The organism is Acidicapsa acidisoli (genome assembly GCF_025685625.1).
Taxonomy (GTDB): domain Bacteria; phylum Acidobacteriota; class Terriglobia; order Terriglobales; family Acidobacteriaceae; genus Acidicapsa; species Acidicapsa acidisoli.
This window is the reverse complement of record NZ_JAGSYI010000006.1, coordinates 187,024-206,451: the sequence shown is the minus strand read 5'-3', so window position 1 is coordinate 206,451 and position 19,428 is coordinate 187,024. Positions and strand designations below refer to the sequence as shown.

Genomic DNA, 19,428 nt, shown 5'->3' with positions numbered 1-19,428 from the left:
CTTTCACTTCAGTCAAAAAAGCACAACCAGAGCAAGCATGTGAACAGAACCACCATGCCCGGATAGATAATCGCCGGGTGTCCGATGGAGCGGTCCAATCCTTTCCTGCGAAGCAACGTGTTCGCTACAAGCGTAAGCACCACGCCCGAGGTTAGCGAGATCATCCAGCCGGGAAAGTAGGAGCCAACAATCTCCACATTTGGATTAAGCCTGCAACCCATCGCGCACATGATCGGAAATGTGGAGCCAACGAAGGCGATTGGACGAAAGACACCTTTCATGGATGGGCTCCGGGCAAGGTTGTGCCACTCTGCAGCAAGCTTCCTGTCGCGTACGTAAGCGCCACTGCGCTCTGCATCAATTGAGCTTGCGATCGCACAACAGTTACTCTTGCCTGCGCAAGTTGGCGTTCCGCCTCGACCACATCGACTAGTGACCGCACTCCAAACTTGAAAGCATCCAGCGATGAGTCATACGACATTTGTGCGGCGGTCAGAAAGCTCTGCGAGGATTGTTGTTGCTCAATCGCCGTCTCGTAATCGACATAAGCCTCCCAAACCTGCCGCGTGACGGAATCCTCCGTAGCTCGTTGTTCTTCGCGGGCCGCTTTTTGCTCGGCGAGAGCAGCGGCAACCTCATGCTTTCGCGCCCCGTTAAAGACCTCCCAACGCAGCTTCGCTTCAACGGACCATGTGGCGACACTTGCAGGTCCCAGTTGACCCCAGTCTGCCGAGGGCCATGCGTTCGTCTGGCCGCCACTGGCACTAAGACTCGCCTTGGGAAGATAGGCGGCGCGAGCGATCTTGTAGCTGTCATGCGCCTGGCGAAGCTCCTGCGCACGAGCCAGCAGGTCGGGCCGCATCTTCCATGCATTGTGTATGAGATCCTCCACCGAGTCATTGAACGCGCCAGGTAAGTCTCTCCCACTTTGTGGAGCGATCTCGATTTCAGTTGTAGGTTCAACGCCAATTGTTTCGCTCAGCGCAAGCTTCGACTTCTTCGCCTCTCCCTCGGCGGCAGCCAGATTGAATCGCGCCTCCGCTGCGCCAGCTTGCGCGTTTTGTAGATCGGGCAGAGTGGCGCGACCATGGTCATACTGCAACTGAGCGTTCTCAAGCAGAGTCTCGGCCGTTTGAAGAATTACTTTAGCCGCTGCTAGCTCGCCGATGGTGCGCTGTGCGCGATAAAACTCCGTTGCAGTCGAATAGGCCAGTGTCTGATGCACACGACCAAGGCGAAGTACGGAAGCAATCTCCAGAGCCTTGCTGCCGTCCAGCTTCTGTCCACGACCGAAGTCAAGTAAATCGTATTCCAATTCCAACTGCTCCGCAGCAATTTGCTCTCCCACAGTCACATAGCCTCTGGGCGCAATCGGTGCAGGAAAAGGAACGATAAAGCGTGCATCGCTGCCCTGCGCGACAAAGCTCAGAATCGGTAAGTAGAGCGCGCGATCGATTCCTGCTTGCTCGAGCGAACGCTTGGCGTTAGTCCACGCAATGCGGCCCTCGGGGCTAGCCATCTCCGCAATGTCAATCAACTCTGGAAGAGTGTAGATATGCTTCGGGTCAATCGCCGGAATCGGAATATTCGGACGCACAGAGCCGATACATCGCGCCGCATCTTTCGTGTTGATAACTGCGCTGCAATTGGATATTGCTCGCCCGTCCTGGCCCGATGCCGGCATGGCGAAAGCTTCGACAGCGATAAAGATACAAAGAGCCGTCCAACTGCGTCTTCTGGTCAGGCGGGAAGCGATCATCTTCAGTGCCCGTACCCGCCCGCTTGCTGTTCCACCTTGCCGCGAAAGAGCCAGTACAAAATTCCGAAATACAGCAGCGCCAGAAGAATGCCCAAACTCCACCAGACAATCCCGACGCGCAAGACATGCGGACCGGCGAGCGCACGCGCGACCGTTATGTCCTGGCCCTGGTTTCCAACAGCGGGAAGCAGCACGGGATATAGTCCAGCCGCGGCTCCGGCAAGCATCGCGGCAAGATAAACACACGAACCCCGGAAGGCAGCCAAGCTCGCCTTTTTTCGCAGAGCATATCGTATGGCCACGAGGCCCGCGATCACCAGAAGAGGCGCGAGAAATGCGATTGGATGCGCGCGATAGTTTTCGAGCGAGTTCGGGCGAGCAATTGCCGTGGCAGGAAGGCTGAGCAACGTAACAATAAATACAGCTGGCCACAATCTCGTCGCCCGGTTAAGCGCTCTTTGTTCGAGATCTCCGCTGGTCTTAAGTGCAAGGTAGAGCGATCCGTGAAGCGCGAGCGCAAGCAGCGCCAGCACAGCGCCTGTCACCGTATACCAGTCGAGTATGCCGGGGTTAGGTCCAGGAGTCCAGTTGGTCCATAACGGAAGAAAGAAGTAATCGTCCTTGCCGATCGGGACGCCCCGGACGACGTTCGCCAATGCGGCTCCAAAGAAGATTGCAAGCAGTGCGCTCGATAACGAGAAAAGGCCATCACAGAAGGTATGCACCAACGGCTCGTGGGAATGACTGCGCATCTCGATGCTGACGCCTCGCAGGATTAGCAGCCAGAGCACCATCATCAACGGCAGATAAAAGCCGCTGAACGCAGACGCATAGAGCAGCGGAAAGGCAAAGAACAGGGTGCCTCCCGCCGCAAGCAACCAAACCTCGTTGCCATCCCATACCGGACCAATCGCCCGCAGTGCAAGCTGACGATCCGTCTCGCTCTTCGCCACGAAAAAATAGATGATGCCTACTCCGAGGTCGAAGCCGTCCAGCACCACATAGGCGGCCAGCATCGCGGCCACTATCCAAAACCACAAAGTCCCCATGGTATCTCCTATGCCGCCGTAAAGCTCTGGCCGGCAACCGCTTCATGAGGCGCCTTCGGGCCGGATTGAATGAAGTTATAGACAAGGACAATCCACAAGATCGAAAGGACCGAATACATCCCAAGAAATCCCAGTAGCGTGAAAAGACTCGTGCCCACGCCGATATGCGTTGAGTAACCCTGCGAGGTCCGAATCAGTCCATAAACAAGCCAGGGCTGACGGCCGATCTCCGCGCACATCCAACCGGCCGTGTTCGCGATATACGGCAACGGAAAGCTAAGCAGAATCGGCCACAAAATCCATCGTGACTTATACAGCTTGCCGCGCCATAACAGCAATCCGGCAAGTCCCATGATGCCGACGAAGTAGGTTCCGAGACCTGCCATGATGTGATAAGCGTAGAAGAGCAGCGGCAGTGTGGTCGGCCATTGGTCGCGGGGAAACTGGTCAAGGCCCTGCACTTCAGCCGATGTGGTTCCGTAGATCAGGAAGCTGAGCAGCTTGTTGACCGCGAGGGGATTGTCGATCTTCTCGTGTTCGAAGTCCGGCTGTCCCAGCACCACCATGGCCGCTCCCTTCTCGGAGTGGAAGAGGCCTTCCATGCCGGCGATTGCGGCAGGTTGATGCTCGGCCAGATACTTGCCGTGCATGTCGCCGGTCGGGAAGATCTGGGTGGCGCAGGAGATCAGACCAACGATGACGCCCAGCTTCAGGAAGGTGCGTCCATACTCTTCATCGCGGCGCTGTAGCAGGTAAAGCGCGCCCACCGCGGACATGACGAAGGCGCCCGTAATCACCGCTCCGGACATGTTGTGGGCGTACTCCAGCCATGCCCACGGATTGAGCATAAGACCCCAAAAGCTGCTAACTTCATACACGCCGTTCGGCAGCAACTGATAAGCGACTGGATGTTGCATCCATGCGTTGGCGATGATGATGAAGAATCCCGATATCCACGAACCGACAAAGACCAGAAACGCAGACAACCAATGCGCCCAGCGCGGCAATCGCTTTTCCCCAAAAAGAAAAAGCCCAAGAAATGCGGACTCCAGAAAGAACGAGAAAATGCCTTCCATCGCAATTGGCATCCCGATCACGCCGCCGGTCCTGCGCGAGAACTCCGACCAGTTCGTTCCGAACTGAAATTCCATCGGAATTCCAGTCACAACGCCAAGCAGGAAGTTAATAGCAAATATCTTCGCCCAGAAGCGCGCCGATATTGCATAGTGTTCTTTTCCTGTCTTCAACGCAAGCGTCTTCAGCACGACGATAAGCAGCGCCAGGCCCATCGTCAGTTGCGGAAAGAGATAGTGATACGTGATCGTAAAGGCAAAGTGGATTCTGTGCAGCGTTAAGATGTCCATGTAGCTCCCAAGCCCGTTCAGGGAATGCATAAGTGGGGGACTGACTGACCTGGATTCTGCCGGCCCTAAGCCAGCTTTTCCTCGCGAAGGGACGATCCAAGAACTTTGAGTACACGCACTGCGGTGGCTAAACCCACGCGCGCATCCTCGCTCATCGCTTCCTTCCCGATCGTCAGGAGCGAATGCGGTTTGCGTTCCGGGGCCGATAGAATTGCAGCTATCTGGTCCGGATCGATCTTATCGAGTAGATTAGTGACCATCAGCACCAGCCGCAGCGCCGTAATGACCTGCTTTGAGCTGGCTACGTCGGCTACTCGCTCGATGACTGTATTGCCGGCGCTAAGGAGCCCGCTTGCAATGTCGATCAAACCTTTCTCATGCATCCGCTGCAACAAGTCGTAAGCGGACAGGATAGCCTCCACGTGCTGCTCGGGTGCCTGCTCCAGCCGCCGCATCAAATCGTTCCGGGAATTCCTCGGCGTGAACTCCCGAAACTCAACCGCAATTGCCATTGCTCTTCCTGCCTTTCTTACTATCTGCTTGGTTGAATCTGAACAAGCGCTTGAGTGCCCGGCATGCGGTAGTCCTTGCGCGCCCACTTGCGCTCCACCTCGACCCCGTTCTGCGGGGTCGGCTTGCCCGAGAAACGTGGGTTCAGCGGTTTGAGCGGATTGCTGCCCTTCTCCGGAAGCACTTCGATCCTGACCGCGGTCTCTTTGTACGCCGGTGTATTCGTCGCGTTATCCGCATGCGATCCTGTCAGGATGTTGATCGGCCCTTCGTTCGGCGAGTATAGCCCCAGGTACACCTGTTGGCCGACCACCCGTTTTGCGACCAACACCTTGATCTTCAGCGTTCCGTGACGGCTGGTGACGCGCACCCACTGACCGGATTCGATATCTCGCTCCCGCGCCAACTCCTCCGAGATCTCCAGATACCGCTCCGGTGTCTCTTCATGAATGCCGGAAACCCGCTTTGTCATGTTGCCTTCGTGGAAATGCTCCAGCATGCGGCCGTTGTTGAGGAAGAGATCGAACTCCTCGTCCAATGCCTCATCCGGTTCGCGGAACTCGAGCGGATGGAACTTCGCCTTGTTGTCCGGGAAGGGAAAGCCGTTGAGGTATAGCACCGGCTGATCGGTCCCGTCCTCCGCCACTGGCCACTGCAGGGTCTTGTACTCTTCGAGCCGCTCAAAGGTTACTCCTGCATAGAGCGGCGTCAGCGAGGCCATCTCTGCCATGATTTCCGACGGGTGCGTATAGTTCCAATTAGCGCCCATCCGGTTGGCAATGTCCTGCGTGATCTTCCAGTCGGCGCGGCTGTCTCCCAACTCGGGCAGAGCCTGATAGAGCCGCTGGATCCGTCGCTCCGTGCTGCTGAACGTACCCTCCTTTTCCAGGGCCGGGACGGCGGGAAGAATCACGTCGGCGTAGCGGCAGGTCTCGCTGAAGAAGATGTCCTGCACGACGAAGAAATCCAGATTCCCATAGGCCTTGGCGACGTGGTTCGCGTTCGAGTCGGCCTGGATCATATCCTCGCCGGCCAGGTACATCGCCCGCATCTTGCCCTCGACCATCCCGTCCACCATCTGGTGGTTGTCCATGCCGCGCTCCGACGGGAGAGGCACACCCCACACCTTCTCGAACTTTGCGCGGATCTCAGGATCGTTCACCGGCTGGTAGCCCGGGAAGACGTTCGGCGCTGCGCCTATGTCTCCGGCTCCCTGTACGTTGTTATGGCCGCGCAAAGGATAAGCCCCGCCCTCGTCACGCATGTAGTTGCCAGTAATCAGAAGCAGATTCGAGATGGCCGTCGAACCATCGGAAGCACGCATATGCTGCGTGATGCCCATCGCCCAGAGGATCGCAATACTTCTTGCAGCGACGAGTTCCCTCGCGACCTGTTCAAGAGTCTCCAGCGGAACCTCGCAGGTCTTTGCCGCGTACTCCATCGTGAAGGGCTCAAGGCTTTTCCGATATTCCTCGAAGCCATTCACCCACTGATTCACAAAGTCCATCTTCGCGTGGCCGTTGTCGATCATGTAGCGGCTCATTGCCGACAGCCACACCAGGTCGGTTCCCGGACGCGGACGGAAGTGAATATCGGCGCGATGCGCCATCTCGTGCTCACGCGGATCGGCTACGATCAGACGCTGGCCAAACAGCTTGTGTGCACGCTTCACGCGGGTCGCAAGTACAGGGTGAGCTTCGGCGGTGTTACTGCCGATGATCAGTACCAGGCCTGACTTCGCGATGTTCTCGATCGATCCCGAGTCGCCGCCATAGCCCACCGTGCGGAACAGGCCGGTCGTCGCCGGGGCCTGGCAGTAGCGCGAGCAGTTGTCGATATTGTTTGTCCCCAGCACAGCACGGGCGAACTTCTGCATCAGGTAGCCATCTTCATTGGTGCACTTCGAAGAGATGATCACGGACAGTGCATCCGGGCCGTACTGGTTCTTGATCTCGGTGAACTTCGAGACCACCAGCGTCAGCGCTTCTTCCCAGCTCGCCTCGCGGAAGCCGTTGCCTTCGCGGATCAGGGGCGATTGCAGCCGGTCCTTGCTATTTACAAAATCCCAGCCAAACTTACCTTTGACGCAGGTTGATATCTCGTTCGCTTCTCCATGCTGCGGGACAATTTTGAGGATATTGCGTCCCTTGGTCCACACATCATAGCTGCAGCCCACAGCGCAATAGGTGCATACCGTCTTGGTCTTCTTGATGCGCTCCTCGCGCATCATCGACTCGGTCTGTGAGACCTGCATGATCGCGCCATAACCCATTTCGGGCTCAATCGCCTTGACTACATCGATCATCTTGTTCAGTGCGGTCTTCGGCATGCCGCTCATGAACCCGGCCTCGCCCAGCATGGATTTCTCCATTAACGCATTGCATGGGCAAACAGTGATGCAGTGGCCGCATGAAACGCAACTGGATCCGCCAATCTGCATGCCGCCATCCCATAGCACACGCGGATGATCCAGTTCCCAGCCGATCGAGAGTGTCTCGTTAACCTGCACCGTCTGGCATGCCTGAACGCATTGGCCGCAGAGAATACACTGACTAGGGTCATAACGGTAAAACGGATTGGACATGTCGACTTCGTACGGCTTCGGCTTGAACTCGTGGTGCTGATGCTGCACATTCAACGCAAGCGCCGTATTGTGAACTCGGCAATTCTCATTGTTGTTGTCGCATACCGTGCAGTACAGCATGTGATTTCCAAGAATCACGTCGAACGCTTCGGAACGCGCATTCTTGGCGCGCTCGGATTCTGTCACCACTTGCATGCCTGCGCTGACCTTCGTACCACAAGCCCGCTGAAGCTTTCCACCCACTTCGACGAGGCATGTATCGCAGGTCTGGATCGGCCCCATCAGTGGCGAGTGATAGCAGATATGAGGAATCTCTTTTTCACGAAGAACGGCTTCGACGAGAAGTTCCCCTTCCGATGCAGCGATTATCTTTCCGTCAATCGAGATCTCGATGGCCTTCGAGTCTTTTCCGTGGTTGCCGTTATTCATGTAAGTCCTCTCGTAGCAGTCCAGCCCGTATTCGTTCTGTTTCGGCTCCTATCGCCCTTGCATGTCATATATGGCTAATGCATGATGTGCGTGATAAGGTCACCGTGTTATGCCGGGAAAGCGCGTGTTCCAGTTCAAGTCTCTCGTGCAGAAACCCCTGCGTCCAAACACAAATTCTTATTAGCTATAAGTGGATGTGTCTTCTGCGGTGCCGCGAGTGACGGGCAATTCGTCAGCAAACCGCGCCCTCGTTGGGGTTGGGGAAGGTATCAATGTTGTCCCCATCGCTTAGGTCCAGGCAGGCATAGTCCTTTTCAACAGCGACTTCGAGAGAGCCGTGCGCTCCAAGGTCAATCATGGCGTAAATTCCAACCTCTTTGGTTTCCGCCCAGGCTCTGACGTTCTCCGTGGCGAGAACGATCGTCAATTCAGGCGCATGATATCGAAGCGTTGTGCAGCCCAAAGACGGTTGGTGTTCCAGCGCATATGTCATTCTGGCGTTCGGCTCAGAGCCCAGGTAAACCGTCTCCTCTATATGCCCCGCGTCAACCAGCGCAGCCAGTTCCGTCTGCCTCAGGCGAAACCGCAGCGAGTTACCCTTGATGCGAAGTTTCATCGATCCACCTGCTCTGTTCCCGCTTTGAAAAGCGCGGCCCGCTTTTTGATCTACGTTGAATTGGCATGCCGGGGAAAAAGCCCAGGAAAGCAATCGAAACCGCCTTCTTCGCTGAAGCCTCGCGGCTCGAAGGTCCCAAATCGACATATCGAATCGAGTGCCTACTATCGCGCTTTCCGCAACAGTTGGAAGATTGCCCATCCTGACAACATGACGGACTCGCCGTATAACTGACTGATGTAGACAAGGGACCCTCCTCTGGTACAACATGTGAGCCGCATCATGGCGGCTATCTTATCGAGGCGTGAAGCATTCGGAGCGGCGGGCCGGATGGCACCGAGGCGAGCAGCACCCACGCGTCCATCAGACACCCGCCACCCAGTCGGGGGAGACTTCTTTGGGCCCTAGTTAGAGCCCTAGTTCAGAGAGCCCAGGATGATCGTCAGGGCGTCGTCCTTGCGGCCAGTGAAACTTTCGATCCGCTTCCTTAATCGGCAGGTCGTTGACGCTGGCATAGCGGTGATGCATGATGCCGCTCAGGTCAAACTCCCAGTTCTCATTTCCATATGAGCGATACCAGTTGCCGGAATCATCATGCCATTCGTATGCAAAGCGCACTGCAATGCGGTCCAAATCAAAGGTCCAAAGTTCCTTGATGAGCCTGTAATCCAACTCGCGTTGCCACTTCCTAGTCAGGAACTTGATAATCTCCTCACGGCCCTTCACGAATTCAGCCCGGTTGCGCCAGACGCTATCAATCGTGTATGCCAGAGATACCTTTTGCGGGTCGCGTGAGTTCCATCCGTCCTCTGCTTTGCGCACTTTCTGTGTCGCGATCTCTCCGGTAAAGGGCGGTACAAGTGGCAAGATTTGCTGCGTGTTCATGCGAAAGTGCCTCGGCTTTCCGTGGTAGCAACTCAAGAACACAATTCGGATGCTAGCGTAAAGATATGCGCCTGCCTATTATGTGTTCGTATAAGGTACCGCGCCGATAGATTATCGCCTGCTGAGCCAACCAAAAAGTGATCTAAACCAAGGCATTTACGGACGCAAAAGTGCGAGCCTGAATCACGAGGGAAAAGTCTTGATTCCCCATTCGGGGAATAGCTCCATTCTGCGAATGGGCACTCATGGTACGGTCTATCACATCGCCATCCCGCCACTCAGAATCATCGCGACTTACTGCTGGATACCACAGCCATCTCAGATCAAATGCGGATCGCGATGGCCTCTGTAGGTCGAGACTTACCAGAAGTGAGCGGCTTCCATCTTCGGCGAACCTGGCTCGCCGTCGATAATCTGTGTGCTGAGCACGACCTCCATGTTCTTCTTATTGCCTGCTTCCTGCGCCGCACGCTGCAGCCGGGCCAAATCGCCGGCATCCGTAAGAAACTCTCCCGCTGCGATTGTGCCGCCGCGGCCGATTCCTGCGACGACTACAGCCAGCTTCCCAGTGTTGGTGTCTGTAAATCGAGCCACGATGGCATAGTCGCGATAATTGTTGGTTGCCATTTGCACTGACCGGTCGACTACCCAGCGGGTCTGAGATGGGGCGTTGCTGTCGACTATGCTTAATTTCGTCATGTCCTGATCGTTCGCAAAGTGATAACGCAAGGTGTTGGTCAACCGTAACGTCCAGGCGTTATCGAATGCTCCGATAAACACAGTCGGTCCGTTTCGCAGGTCTTCCAGTTCGGTGGCGCCCTCGCTTTTCAGGCTGTAGGGTCTTCCTCGGGACTGGAGGACTCCCGCTACCTTGACGGTAGCGAATACATCGTCCATCACGATTGCGGTAAGCTTGTCGTTCAGCGAGACTCGCTGGGTCGGGTCGGCAGCTTGACGAAGAACGATACTTGAATACTGAAGCTGGTCTGCAATACAGAGCAGGACCGGGTCATTTGTGGTAAGAACAGGCTGCCAGAAGTAGTCGAGAGCGGAGCGATGCATCGCTTGCCAAAAGAGAACCCCACCAACCGAGAGGAGCCCGGCGACGACGCAGGTGAGCGCAAGAACGAGCAGGGAATGGCGGTGAGCGATCACCGGCTTGGCCTCAGGAGTCGCCTCGCCGCCGGTGAGGGTCTCGACCGCGGCCAGATCCAGCTCTTTTAAGACAGGATCGTTTGTGCCCTTAGGCCAATGGAACTGAGGAATGTAAGAGCCGGATGGCAGAGTGATGCGCAGTTCGGTCGTATGTGCGGGATCCTGATAATACTGCGCCACTCGCTTACGGATCTCCGCTGCGGTCACGCGAACGATTGGATCGGAAGCGGTGTCGTAATTCGCGTCTCTCCCGAATATTTCGACCCCGAGGGTCCGCTCCTTGATGTTCTCCGCATCCCCGGCCAATGTGTGCTCAGTTACAAAACGCAGAAAAGCGGGAAATCTCTTGCTGTGACTAAAGTAGGGGTTGGCGAGAAGGCGATTTAACTGCTCTCGGATCGCATCTTTCTGCGACTCGGTCAATAATGTATATTCGCTGGCTTCTGATTCTCCCAACATCTATGGCTCCGTCTTGGACCACGCGATTATATCTCCGTAAGAGCACCCTGTCTGTTCTCCGAGGCTGCAATTCGGAAGTGTAACTAAATACATAACATACGAGTTCTTTACCTGTTAAGGATTATCTCTTTTCGGCAAGAAATCCCCGACCGATGCCGTAAGGACCTTAACAGCCTTCCGTCGAGGCACCTACAAAGGGCATCGATCTCCAAGTTCCAATCGCAGCAGGCCTTTCCAAACTTGCCTTGCAGAGCCTGTGGAGTTTGGAGTGCTCAGGGTCTCATTCACAAATTTGGAGGCTACACATTGAGAATCAGACGCGACACAAAAAGACTATGCTCTCTCGGCTATTGGAGTGGATTTGCCGCTCTGCTCGCCATCCTGGCGACGGCCAGTCCATGGGGTAATGCACAGATCGCAACCACCACGGCGACGCTTTCCGGCGTCGTTTCCGATCCCTCGGGAGCGATCGTGCCCAACGCCTCCGTAACGCTGGACGCTACGGAGAAGGCAATCAATAGAACCTTCATCACGGACGCAGGTGGCCGGTACTCGTTCAGTCAACTTCCGCCGGCCACCTATAAATTGACAATCAAAATCAACGGATTCGAGACGTATGAGCAGAAGGGTATAGCTCTCAACGCGGCCGAATCCGCTACACAAAATGTGTCGCTGACTATCGGGGCCGAATCGCAGTCGGTCGTGGTGACCGCCGATGCTTCCGAACTGAACACCGATAATTCGAACGTGGCGGCGAGCCTGGATGCCAAGGAGATCGTCGAACTGCCCCTGAATGTGCGCAACATCTACGGTCTCACCACTCTCAATTCTTCCGTCAGCAACACGTCGGAAAGCCAGATGCTGTTGGGCGGCGGCAGTAACACCACCGATAATGCGGACCAGGACATCTCATTCCTGAATTTCAACGGTGGCTTCTTTGGAACAACCGCGTTCATGCTTGACGGTTCATGGGATACGGACCCAGAGTGGGGCGCCGTCATCTTCGTTCCTTCCGTGGACGGGGTTCAGCAATTCAAAATCCAGAACAACTCCTTCACTGCACAGTACGGTTGGAGCACGGGCAACGTGGTGAACGTCGTCACGAAATCGGGGACGCGCAATTTCCACGGCTCGGCGTATGAGTTCTATGCCGACAATGGCCTCAATGCCTTGAACTACTTCTCGACATCCAGTACGTCCCTCACTCGCAACCAGACGGGCGTATCGGCAGGCGGACCGCTCTACATTCCCGGGCTGTATAGACAACGCGACAAGACCTTCGTCTTTGGCCTCTACGAACACTTCACTGTAACCACTCCGACCGTAGTCCAGTATGCTGTGCCGGACGCCAACTTCCGCGCCGGAAACTTCTCCGAGATTCTGGGCGCTCCAACCGGAAAAACAGACGCGCTCGGCCGGCCCATCCTTCTGGGGCAGATTTACGATCCACACAGCGGACGCCATATCACCGCGGGCGCGGTCGATCCAGTTACCGGCCTTACGGCCAGTCAAACCGGGTACATCCGCGATCCAATCAAGGGCAACATCCTCTCCAACCTTGCTGGCTATGCGCCAGATCCCATTGGCGCAAAGCTGCTGAGTTACTACCCCTGCCCAACCTGCACCGGAACGGGCAATAATTACACCGTCTCCGCTTCCGCGCCCGCAAGCTCGAATGAATACAGCATTCGGGCCGACCACAACTTCAGCAGCCAAGCCACCGGTTATTTCCGTTACTCATACAAGCAGGAGGAAAAGACCGGAGCCGCAGCGGCCTGGGGTTCCGATGCTGCAGGCCCCGGCAATGAACGGCCAAACAACCGCTGGGGAGCGTGGGCCGGGCTCACCCAGATATTCAGCCCGACCTTCACCATGAACATCACATCGGGCGTCCAGCTGTGGCATGAAACCTCGAATAATCAGTCGTTCGGATTCAACTCCACCAGCAATCTCGGGCTCCCGTCCTACCTCACCTCGCAATACCCGTTGTTCCCGATCGTCGATGTAGGAAGCGTGTCCTCAATGGGTCCGTTGGCCGGGAACCAGCAGGGTGTCACCAACCACGGCCCCATCGGCACAGTGGGTGTAGACTTCATCAAACTTCACGGCAAAAACACGCTGAACTTCGGGTTCATGGGAGTCGAGCAGATGGATAGTCAGAAGCTCTACTACCAGACCACCCTGGACTTCAGTGGAAATTTCACCTCAGGCCCGGATCCTCTAAGCGGCTCGGGATTTGCCAACGGTAATGGAGTAGCGCAGATGCTGCTCGGCGTCCTGGACAGCGCAGGTGGCGGAACAAGTGTTGGAACAATCCACAATCTCACCGTCTCTAACCGTCTCCTGGGCGAGTATGTGCAAGACGACTGGAGGCCATTCCACAACCTCACAGTCAATCTCGGCCTCCGTTACGAAGTGCAAACTCCGGACACCTATCGCAATAACGAAGGTTCGATCTTCAACCCGAATGCGTTGAACCCCCTCAGCTATACGGCTGGCCAGCCGGTCCTTGGAGCCCTGGAGTTTCTGAGCCCTGGAAATCGTGACGTCTACAACCCGAACTACACCAACATAGCGCCTCGCGTCGGCTTCTCGTATCAGCCTATTGCAAAAGCCGTAGTCCACGGCGGATATGGAATCTTCTTCCCGCAATCGGTGACCTGCTGCTTCCCGGCGGACCCCGATGGGTTCTCCGCCACAACTTACATAAACCCCAGCCTGGATGGGGGAGTCACCCCGAACCCGAACATCAGCACCAGCAATCCCTGGGGCGGTGTGTACGCGCAGATCACCGGCAACAAAAACGGGGAATACCAACAGCTCGGCAACGGGCTTACCAGCACCTTCTCCAGCCGCCGTTCTCCCTATGTGCAGCAATGGATGCTAGGCGTGCAGTATGCGATCAGCCCCAGCGACGAGCTCGAAATCGACTACATCGGCAACCGCGGCGTTCGCATGATTGGAAGCATGAACTACAACCAGCTGAATCCCACCTACTTGCCCATGGGTTCCAATTATCTGGGCGGGGCTGCGGCTTCCAATCCGTTCGCTGCGCCCTTGAAAGCTCTGGAGGCAGGGGGATCGATTGCTCCCAGCGGCTGCAATCTCGACAACGCATCCGCGACCAACGCGCAGTTGCTTTCGCCCTATCCGCAGTATTGTAATGGCGGGGTCGCCCAGACCGACGCGCCCGTTGGTCAGTCGCTCTACAATGCCTTGCAGGTCACATACAACCACCGGGTAAGCAAGGGGCTCACCGCGATGGTGTCCTATACTTACTCCAAGTTTCTCGACAATGTCGCCGGGAACAACGCCTGGTCCTACAACGGACCGACGAACTGGGGTGTTACGCCGGCCAACAACTACAACCTGGCGGCCGACAAGAGCGTCGATGGCGGCGATATTCCGCAATCGCTCGTAGCAAGCTACTCCTATCAACTGCCAATCGGACGGGGCAAGGCAGTCGGTTCGGGCATAAATCGCATTGCGGATGCCGTAGTGGGCGGATGGGAGCTTTCCGGAATCGCATCCTTCAAGGCTGGAATTCCGCTGGGCATCTTCGGCAACGATCAACCCTCTTATGGCGGCAATCCCCGACCGGATGTGATTGCGAATCCGAAGATGTCGCACCACACAATCCACGAATGGTTCAACACGGGCGCCTTCACGTACGCTCCGTATGGCTCATTCGGCGACGCTCCCCGTTACTTTTCCGATCTTCGCGGACCTCGCTTTCAGGACTGGGATACAGTGCTGGCGAAGAACTGGAACTTCAGAGAAACCATGCGAGCCCAATTCCGCTTCGAGACATTCAACACATTCAACCATCCAAACTTCTACGCGCCGGGGGCCGGGTCAACCAGTTACTCGGGTTGCGATCCCAATGCAACCGGATGCGCCAGCAGCTTTGGGCAAATCACCAATGCCTTCCCCGGCAGAATTGTCCAGTGGGCAGGAAAGTTCTACTGGTAATAATATTCACGTGAATAACAGCACCAAATGGATGTTCCTGGCTCTTCTGGTTGTGCTGGCCAAACCCGTACCTGGGTCTGGCCAGCCGCAACCGGCTTCCGCTCTTGAGTCGGCCGTGGCCGCAGCGCAGCAGGCCCAGGCCGCGCATGACTATGTCGCTGCTGTACACGACTATAAACAGGCAGTGAAGATTCGTGCGGACGTGCCGCAACTATGGGCCAATCTCGGACTCGTCGAGCATCTGGCCGGAGACTATCCCGCAGCGATCTCGAGCTTGCAGCAGGCCAACCGTCTCAATCCGGCCTTGTACGTTCCCAATCTCTTCCTTGGAATCGACTATGTGCGCACCGGTAAAGCGCGCGAAGCGATTCCTTTTCTGATCAAAGCGGAGAAGATCAATGGCGCCGATCCGCAGGCGCCTCTTGCACTGGGGCGCGCTTATTTCGCGGTCCGCAGATTTTCCAGCGCGGCGAAAGAGTTTGAGCGTGCGACGGCGCTTGATCCAAAGCTCGGCCAAGCCTGGTTCTCGCTTGGGATTGACCGGCTGAACCAGGTGGAAGCCGACGCTCTCAAGATGTCCACCGTTGCTAAAGATTCTCCTTATTCCGGAGCACTTTATGCCGAGTCGCTGGAAAAGCAGGCAAGATTCGGCGAGGCTGCTAGCCTTTATCGAAGCCTGTTCACCTCCCAGCCTCAACCTCCCTGCATCCATTCAGAGCTGGGCTTCGCCCTTCTCAGGCATCACGATGCGACAGAGGCAGCCACAGAATTTGCCGACGAGCGCGCAGCGCATCCGGAGTGCGGCCAGGCTCTCCTCGGAGAGGCGCGCCTTGCAATTGAAAATGACGGCAATGAGCAAGCGGTGAAGCTGCTGCAGGAGTTATGGGAACGCGACCATGGCTTTGTCATTTCGAACGAGCACATCCTCATGGAAGACCTGCCCACGGATGCGGCAACCCACTTTGCCGGATACATCTCTCAGCCGGGTACAGCCGTGCCGTCTGACCTGCAAAGCGCATTGCTGGCAGCAATGAACGGCGACGGACAGCCTTCGAATGAAATCCTTGGCGATCGCCAATCGAGCGCGCCCGTAAAGGCAGAGCCTGTCTCCACAGGCAGCCGCACCGCGGAAGCGTACTACGCGGCAGGAAAATTTGAGCTATGCGCGAAGGTGCTCAGTCCCGCGCTCGCCACCACACCAGCCCATGGGCGAGTTGACGAGCTTCGCCTGCTTGCAGCCTGCTCATACTTTGCTGGAGACAACGAGCGCGCTGTCCGCGCCGCGGCCGCTTTGGAAGCATTGCTGCCACAATCACCCGAAGCGCTCTACTGGTCGATTCGAGCCAATGAGCGGCTTGCTCTGCAATCTCTCGCCCGCTTCCAGCAACTGGAATCGGATTCGGCCCGAAGCCACATTCTTCTCGGCGATATCTACGACCAGCTTGAAAGATTCGATGACGCGCAAGTCGAATACAGTAAGGCGCTCGACATAACTCCCGGTGACCCGGCGGCCCTGCTCGGGCTGGCCTCAGCCTATCTCAGCAATAACAATCTCGATAAGGCAATGGAGACGGCGCGGACAGCACTACAGCACATTCCGGAGGATCCCGAGTTGAACCTTCTCATGGCGGAGACTCTGGTGGGGAAGTATCAGTTCGCGGAAGCAGAGCCGTTCCTGAGAAAAAGCCTCAACGCGAAGCCACAGATGCTCAGTCATGTGCATGCACTGATCGGCAAGGTGTACGCGGAAACCGGCAGAACTCAGGATGCGATCGACCAATTGAAGATGGGCGTCACGAGTGATGAAAACGGATCTGTTCATTACCTGCTTGCGCAGCTATACTGCCAGATTGGCGACGCCAAGGACGCTGCCATCGCGCTCGATGAAATGAAAACGATCAAGCAACAACGGCGCGACCGGGGTGTGAAGAAAATCGAAGATCCCGATCTTTCCTCGTTGGAGGCCAATCCTGGTGATACTTCAAGACCCTAGGAATGTACGATCTTCCAACGCATCCTCGCCAACACGTCATCGAAACCACGTCAATTCAGGAGTCGCAATGCTCAGGCGCCGCTCTTTCCCTGCGACACGTCTCGTAGTTTTGTTCGTACTATGCCTAATATGCCAAATGCCTCTGATCGGCAGGTCTCAGTCAATCGTGCCTCAGCCCGATTCGCGCGCTCTCAACCCGACCTCGACCGTATCTCCGCTGGTCAACGGCATCGAAGTTCAAGCGGGAGACTTACGCGAGAGAATCGTCGCCCTACGCGATGATGTGTTGCGCGTAACCTATGCTCGCGGCACTTCCTTTCCGGAAGATGCATCCTGGGCCGTTCTGGCAACCGCGCGACACAGCGCCGTACCTGTAACGATGGAAACGAATGCCGATCACTTCGGCTTCCGCACCCGCGCCCTGGCCGTGGAAATCGACAGGAGTACGCTTCAACTCGTAGTCCGCGATCTGTCTGACGCTGTTCTGCAGCAGGATGCACGCCCGGTCCGCTTTGACGGAGACGCATTCCGCGTATACAAATCCATGCCGCGAGACGAACATTATTTCGGTCTCGGGGACAAGACCGGTCCTCTCGACCGGCGCAACGAAGCCTTCACTCTCTGGAACACCGATGCCTATCGGTTTCAGGAATCGACCGATCCTCTGTACAAGAGCATTCCCTACTTCATGACGTTTCGCGCTGGCACCGCGCTCGGCGTCTTATTAGATGACACTTGGCGCACGAGCTTCGACTTCGGCAAGGAGTCGTCCGATATTTATTCTTTTGGTGCTTCCGCCGGACCGTTGGATTACTACCTGTTCTACGGCCCTGCTCCCAGGCAGGTTATCGAAACCTATGCCTGGCTTACAGGAACTCCGCCGCTCCCGCCGCTTTGGGCCTTTGGATTTCAACAGTCACGTTATAGCTACATGTCCCAATCTCGCGTACTGCAAGTTGCAAACCGGCTCAGAGCCGATTCGATTCCTGCCGACGCTATCTATCTCGACATCGATTTTCAGGACAGGAATCGTCCTTTCACTGTCAACCGCGTAGCGTTTCCAGATATTGCAGGGATGGTTGTTCAACTTAAAGCAATTAACTTCCACGTCGTAGCCATCACTGACCTTCACATAGCTAATGTTCCGGCACATAACTACTTTCCTTACGACAGCGGCATCGCAGGCGACCACTTCGTGAAGAATCCCGATGGTTCAGTTTTTACGGGACGCGTCTGGCCAGGTCCTAGCGTATTCCCCGACTTTACGCGTCAGCAAACGCGCGCATGGTGGGGCACGCTCTATCGTGACCTTCACAGAGACGGCATCGATGGTTTTTGGAATGATATGAATGAGCCATCCGTCTTCGACACTCCCAACTTGACGATGCCGGAAAACGCTGTGCATCGCATCGACGAGCCTGGTTTCGCAGCGCGGACCGCGACGCATGCCGAGATCCACGACGTGTACGGCATGGAGAACTCGAGAGCGACCTTCGACGGCCTCCTGAAACTCGATCCCAATTCCCGCCCGTTCGTTCTCACCAGGGCCACCTATGCGGGAGGACAGCGATATGCGGCCACGTGGACGGGAGATAACAGCAGCAGTTGGAACCATCTTCGCCTCGCAACGCCCATGCTTGAAAATCTTGGTTTGAGCGGCTTCGCATTCAGCGGAGCCGATGTGGGAGGGTACGCTGGAACGCCCAGCCCAGAGTTATTGACGAAATGGTTTGAGGTGGCCGCGTTTCAGCCAATCGACCGCGATCACACCGAGAAGGGAACCGGCGACCAGGAGCCCTGGGTTGGTGGGTCGGATCAAGAGGCAATCCGCCGCCGCTTCATCGATACGAGATATCAACTCATGCCTTACCTGTATACGCTGGCCGAGGAAGCTTCGCGGACCGGGCTTCCGATGCTGCGCCCCTTGTTCCTGGAGTTTCCAGATGCCTTCGCGGATCGTCACCCGATCGACATCGATAACAACGCGTCCGGCGAGTTTCTCCTTGGCGCCGATCTGCTCATCGCGCCCCCACCCTATTTGGATGAAAGAGATGGCTATTCCATCGAGTTTCCGTCGCGCGACTGGTACGACTTCTGGACCGGCGCAAAGATCCCGGCTCCTGCTCCGCCATCGCCGGACACTTCGAGTCCATCGGTGCCTACCGGTCCGAGCGTGCCGCTTTCCGCCCGTGTCACTCCCGATCCAGCTCAGCTTCCTGTCTATGTTCGCGCGGGTTCGATCTTGCCCATCGCCCCTGTGACTCAAAGCACAAACGAGATACCCAGAGGCGCCCTCACGCTGCGAGTCTATGCCGGAGACAACTGCACCGGCGAGGTGTATCAGGATGACGGCAAGACGTACGCCTTCCAGCATGGAGCGTATCTGCGTATGAAGTTCAACTGCCAGAGGGACGCCGAAGGCATGCATCTGAAGATCGGCTCGCATGAGGGTTCTTATCCCGCGTGGTGGAAGGAAATTCAAGTCGAGATATACGGCTTGTCTCGCGATCAGGATGAGATATTTGTCAATTCAAGGAGGGTTTCGGAACGCATCGAAGTTAAATCGCATAGCCTGAGCTTTTTCATTACGGATGGTGGCACAGGAGCGAACATTGACGTGCTTGCTGGTAAATGACCCTCCGGACTCACCAAT

12 protein-coding genes are annotated in these 19,428 nt (G+C 56.4%); 3 read left to right on the top strand and 9 right to left on the bottom strand.

The genetic code is table 11. The annotated features are described in order from the left end of the window. Positions 1–8 precede the first annotated feature (8 nt). The 9 genes from OHL23_RS27190 to OHL23_RS27150 form a co-directional block, all read right to left on the bottom strand. Complete coding sequence (locus OHL23_RS27190) at positions 9–281, bottom strand: YtcA family lipoprotein (protein WP_263355206.1); 273 nt, start codon at positions 279–281, stop codon at positions 9–11. Next, positions 278–1,759 carry a TolC family protein gene (locus OHL23_RS27185; protein ID WP_263355205.1) on the bottom strand — a complete coding sequence of 494 codons (1,482 nt, stop codon included), beginning with the start codon at positions 1,757–1,759 and terminating at the stop codon, positions 278–280. The genes OHL23_RS27190 and OHL23_RS27185 overlap by 4 nt, the downstream gene beginning before the upstream one ends. Before the next feature lie 2 nt (positions 1,760–1,761). Then, positions 1,762–2,808, bottom strand: coding sequence for a cytochrome d ubiquinol oxidase subunit II (gene cydB, locus OHL23_RS27180; protein WP_263355204.1), 1,047 nt, complete (start codon positions 2,806–2,808; stop codon positions 1,762–1,764). Positions 2,809–2,816: 8 nt separating this feature from the next. Further along, positions 2,817–4,172 carry a cytochrome ubiquinol oxidase subunit I gene (locus OHL23_RS27175; protein WP_263355203.1) on the bottom strand — a complete coding sequence of 452 codons (1,356 nt, stop codon included), beginning with the start codon at positions 4,170–4,172 and terminating at the stop codon, positions 2,817–2,819. 65 nt (positions 4,173–4,237) lie between these two features. After that, positions 4,238–4,684 carry a hypothetical protein gene (locus OHL23_RS27170; protein ID WP_263355202.1) on the bottom strand — a complete coding sequence of 149 codons (447 nt, stop codon included), beginning with the start codon at positions 4,682–4,684 and terminating at the stop codon, positions 4,238–4,240. Positions 4,685–4,704: 20 nt separating this feature from the next. Next, positions 4,705–7,695 (bottom strand): formate dehydrogenase subunit alpha, encoded by a 2,991-nt coding sequence (fdhF, locus tag OHL23_RS27165; protein WP_263355201.1) that lies wholly within the window; start codon positions 7,693–7,695, stop codon positions 4,705–4,707. 232 nt (positions 7,696–7,927) lie between these two features. After that, a complete protein-coding gene (locus OHL23_RS27160; protein WP_263355200.1) occupies positions 7,928–8,311 on the bottom strand; it encodes a DUF7009 family protein in 384 nt (127 codons plus the stop codon). Positions 8,312–8,719: 408 nt separating this feature from the next. After that, a complete protein-coding gene (locus OHL23_RS27155; RefSeq protein ID WP_263355199.1) occupies positions 8,720–9,196 on the bottom strand; it encodes a nuclear transport factor 2 family protein in 477 nt (158 codons plus the stop codon). Positions 9,197–9,556: 360 nt separating this feature from the next. Further along, positions 9,557–10,810 (bottom strand): hypothetical protein, encoded by a 1,254-nt coding sequence (locus OHL23_RS27150; protein WP_263355198.1) that lies wholly within the window; start codon positions 10,808–10,810, stop codon positions 9,557–9,559. Positions 10,811–11,116: 306 nt separating this feature from the next. Here OHL23_RS27150 and OHL23_RS27145 point away from each other — a divergent pair, with 306 nt between their 5' ends. From OHL23_RS27145 to OHL23_RS27135, 3 genes are all read left to right on the top strand, one after another. Next, on the top strand, positions 11,117–14,782 hold the full coding sequence (locus tag OHL23_RS27145; RefSeq protein ID WP_263355197.1) for a TonB-dependent receptor: 3,666 nt from the start codon (positions 11,117–11,119) through the stop codon (positions 14,780–14,782). Positions 14,783–14,792: 10 nt separating this feature from the next. Continuing rightward, complete coding sequence (locus tag OHL23_RS27140; protein WP_263355196.1) at positions 14,793–16,775, top strand: tetratricopeptide repeat protein; 1,983 nt, start codon at positions 14,793–14,795, stop codon at positions 16,773–16,775. Positions 16,776–16,941: 166 nt separating this feature from the next. Next, positions 16,942–19,410, top strand: coding sequence for a glycoside hydrolase family 31 protein (locus OHL23_RS27135; protein WP_263355195.1), 2,469 nt, complete (start codon positions 16,942–16,944; stop codon positions 19,408–19,410). Positions 19,411–19,428: the final 18 nt, after the last annotated feature.